Origin of the sequence: Pseudomonas floridensis (assembly GCF_002087235.1) — a bacterium.
Lineage (GTDB): Bacteria > Pseudomonadota > Gammaproteobacteria > Pseudomonadales > Pseudomonadaceae > Aquipseudomonas > Aquipseudomonas floridensis.
This window is the reverse complement of sequence record NZ_MUIO01000177.1, coordinates 1-4,133: the sequence shown is the minus strand read 5'-3', so window position 1 is coordinate 4,133 and position 4,133 is coordinate 1. Positions and strand designations below refer to the sequence as shown.

3 protein-coding genes are annotated in these 4,133 nt (G+C 60.4%); all 3 read right to left on the bottom strand.

Annotation, left to right across the window (positions count from 1 at the left end; genetic code table 11):
* Positions 1 to 1,362 (bottom strand): glutamate--cysteine ligase (gshA, locus tag BZK31_RS27690; RefSeq protein WP_083186368.1); only part of this gene is annotated, 1,362 nt, incomplete at its 3' end.
* A gap of 245 nt (positions 1,363 to 1,607) precedes the next feature.
* Complete coding sequence (locus BZK31_RS27685) at positions 1,608 to 1,991, bottom strand: PaaI family thioesterase (RefSeq protein WP_083186367.1); 384 nt, start codon at positions 1,989 to 1,991, stop codon at positions 1,608 to 1,610.
* Positions 1,991 to 4,133, bottom strand: a 2,143-nt coding sequence (locus BZK31_RS27680; RefSeq protein ID WP_102136529.1) for a Tex family protein, incomplete at its 5' end; no start/stop codon positions are given. The genes BZK31_RS27680 and BZK31_RS27685, both read right to left, overlap by 1 nt.

Below are 4,133 nucleotides of genomic sequence, written 5' to 3'. Positions count from 1 at the left end.
GCTTTCCAGCACCTGCGCCGAAGGCGTCAGCGATGCATCGGCAACCTTCGCATGCTGCACTGCCATCGATTTCAGATGCTCGTCTGTGCCTTGAGCTTCGTCGAGCAACTGCGCGATCGGCGTGATTTTCTGCAACAGTTCGTTGGCCCAGTCCTTCAGTTTGATCGGGTCGTTGTTGCGCAGCAGTTCCAGATCCGGGCGACGCCCTTCCTTGACCACAGTCAGGAAGTTTGAGCCTGCGTTTGAACACTCGTGGCCGGCCAGTTGCGGGCTTTCTTCAAGGGCGCAATACAGCACGAAGGCATCAATGAAGCGCGACTGCTCCAGGCTGATGCCGGTCGGTAGAAACGGGTTGATGTCCAGACAGCGGACTTCGACGTATTGCACGCCACGCGACATCAGTGCCTGAATCGGACGCTCGCCGGTGTAGGTCACCCGCTTGGGACGGATGTTGGAGTAGTACTCGTTCTCGATCTGCAGCACGTTGGTGTTGAGCTGCACCCATTCGCCGTTGGCGTCGTGAGTGCCGGTTTCGACATAAGGCGCATAGGGCGTGGCAACGGCCTTGCGCAGGCTGTCGGTGTAGCTGACCAGATCGTTGTAGCACGGCGTCAGATCGGCCTGAGCGTTGCTCTGGTAACCCAGGTCGCTCATGCGCAGGCTGGTTGCATAGGGCAGGTAAAGCGTATCGCCATCGAACTGCTCGAGCATGTGCGGTTGCCCGCGCAGGAAGCCTGCATCCAGCGCCGGCGAGGCGCCGAACAGGTACATCAGCAGCCAACTGTAGCGGCGGAAGTTACGAATCAGCGCGATGTAGGAGTGCGACTGGTAATCGCGTGCGTCACCGGCGAAATCTTCGGTTTGCTTCAGCAGCGCCCAGGCGTCTTCGGGCAACGAGAAGTTGTAATGAATACCGGCGATGCACTGCATGGTCTTGCCATAACGCAGGGCCAGGCCCTTGCGGTACACATACTTGAGCTTGCCGATGTTGGACGTGCCGTAATAGGCAATCGGTATATGTTCTTCGTCGGGCAGCGGGCAGGGCATCGACGGACTCCAGAGGAGTTCGCGGCCCAGCTTGCTGTAGGCGAAGCGGTGAATCTTGTCCAGACTGGCGAGTGTCTGCACCGGGTCCTTCAGCGCCGGGGTAATGAATTCCAGCAGCGATTCCGAGTAATCGGTGGTGATCAGGCCATTGGTCAGTGCCGCGCCGAGAGCGGACGGGTGAGGCGTCTGCGCCAGGTGTGCCTGATCGGTCACACGCAGGCATTCGCGCTCGATACCGTGCAGGCACTGCTCCAGCAGAGAGAGGTTGTTGCGCTCGCCGAGCAAAGCCAGACGACGGTTTAAAAGTTCGCTCAAGGTGGAATCCTTCACGCATCGGTCGCCCCGATATGGGGGTGGACTTGACGGTCTACAAGGGTGAAGAAAGGAACTGGCGTTTTCGCCTGGTTGGGTCTTTTGACGCCTGTTCGCAATCAAAGCTCTTCGTCGTACCACCAAATGGACTCGGCGCCACGCTAATGGTGCCGAAATTAACCCAAATCGGTCGCGTACAGCTAGATTCCGTTCTCAGCGATAACGTTCGTTCCATGTTCATTAGAAGCTTAGATGACGGCGAAGGTACCTTGAGCCTTGGCGACCAGTTTGTCACCCTGGACAACTTCGGCCTCCACGACCAGCGTGCGGCGTCCGGCGTGCAGGACCTTGGCGATGCATAGCACTTCGCCTTCGGACACGCCGCGTACGTAATTGATCTTGCACTCGATGGTCACGCTGCGCTGGTCGAAACCATGGGAGCTGGAACAGGCCAGCCCCATACTGATATCGACCAGGCTGAAGATCGCCCCGCCGTGCATCACGTTGCCACGATTGCGCAAGTGCGCCTCCAGCGGCAACGCAACCTCGGCCACGCCTTCATCCAGACGTCGCAGCTCACAGCCCAGCATCTTGAAGAAGGCGCTGTGGGTCCGGTCTTCAGGAATATCCATCAGCGTTTCTTCAACTGCTTGGCATTGGCGAATAGCGAAGCCATGGCATTGTTGACAGGTGCGGCGCTGGTCGTCTCCTTGCGCGGCGCACTGTTCTGCTGGCGCGGCGACGAGCCTGGGCGGGCGCCTCGGGCACCGTCGATCTTCTCGCCCGGTGTGTCGCTCATGCGCATCGACAGGCCGACGCGTTTGCGCGGAATGTCGACTTCCATGACCTTCACTTTCACCACATCACCGGCCTTGACCGCTTCGCGTGGGTCCTTGATGAACTTCTCCGACAGCGCAGAGATGTGCACCAGACCGTCCTGATGCACGCCGATGTCGACGAACGCACCGAAGTTGGTGACGTTGGTGACAACGCCTTCGAGGATCATGCCCAGTTGCAGGTCTTTGAGGTCTTCGACGCCGTCCTGGAACTCGGCGGTCTTGAACTCTGGACGCGGGTCGCGGCCCGGCTTCTCCAGTTCCTGCAGAATGTCGGTGACGGTCGGCAGACCGAAGGTCTCGTCGGTGAACTTCTTCGGGTCCAGACGCTTGAGGAAGCTGGCGTCGCCGATCAATGAGCGAATGTCACGGTCGGTTTGCGCTGCGATGCGCTGCACCAGCGGATAGGCTTCCGGGTGAACCGCCGAGGAGTCGAGCGGGTTGTCGCCGTTCATGACACGCAGGAAGCCCGCAGCTTGTTCGAAGGTCTTCTCACCCAGACGAGCGACTTTCTTGAGCGCTGCGCGGGTCTTGAACGCACCGTTCTCGTCACGATGAGCAACGATGTTCTGCGCCAGCGTAGTGTTCAGGCCGGAGATGCGCGCCAGCAGAGCAACGGACGCGGTATTCACGTCCACACCCACGGCGTTCACGCAGTCTTCCACCACCGCGTCCAGGCCTCGCGCCAGTTTCAGTTGCGAAACGTCGTGCTGGTACTGACCGACACCGATGGATTTAGGGTCGATCTTCACCAGTTCTGCCAGCGGGTCCTGCAAGCGACGGGCAATGGATACCGCGCCACGGATCGACACATCCAGATCCGGGAATTCCTTGGCGGCCAGTTCCGATGCCGAATAAACGGAAGCGCCGGCTTCGGACACCATGACCTTGGTCATCTTGAGGCCTGGGTATTTTTTGATCAGTTCAGCCGCCAGCTTGTCGGTTTCGCGGCTGGCAGTGCCGTTGCCGATGGCGATCAGATCGACCGAATGCTTGGCACACAGCGCGGCCAGCACGGCGATGGTCTGGTCCCACTGGTTCTTGGGTACGTGCGGGTAGACGGTGGCGTAGTCGAGCAGCTTGCCGGTAGCGTCCACGACTGCAACCTTGCAGCCAGTGCGCAGGCCTGGGTCCAGACCCAGCGTAGCGCGCTGACCGGCAGGCGCAGCCAGCAACAGGTCATGCAGGTTGTGAGCGAATACGTTGATCGCTTCGGTTTCCGCGCCGTCGCGCAGTTCGCCCAGCAAATCGGTTTCCAGGTGGCTGTAGAGCTTGACCTTCCAGGTCCAGCGCACCACTTCGGCCAGCCATTTGTCAGCAGGACGGTTCTGGTTCTGAATGCCGAAGCGCTCGCCGATCATCAGTTCGCAAGGGTGCAGGGTGCCCGGCAGTTCTTCGCCGACTTTCAGCGAGGAACTGAGAAAACCTTCGTTGCGGCCACGGAAAATCGCCAGTGCGCGGTGCGACGGCATGCTCTTGAGCGGCTCGTCGTGTTCGAAGTAGTCGCGGAACTTGGCGCCTTCCTCTTCCTTGCCCGGCACAACGCGGGCGCTGATCACGGCTTCCTGCTTGAGGAAATTGCGCAGCTTGTCGAGCAGCGACGCGTCTTCGGCGAAGCGCTCCATCAGGATGTACTTGGCACCTTCCAGCGCGGCCTTCACATCGGCCACGCCCTTGTCGGCATCGACGAAACGGGCGGCTTCGGCGTCAGGGCTCAGGGCCGGTTCGTTGAACAGGCTGTCGGCCAGCTCGCCCAGACCGGCTTCCAGCGCGATCTGGCCTTTGGTGCGGCGCTTCTGTTTGTAGGGCAGGTACAAGTCTTCAAGACGGGTCTTGGTGTCGGCCAGTTTGATGTCGCGGGCCAGTTCCGGGGTCAGCTTGCCTTGCTCTTCGATGCTGGCAAGGATGCTGACGCGCCGGTCGTCCAGCTCGCGCAGG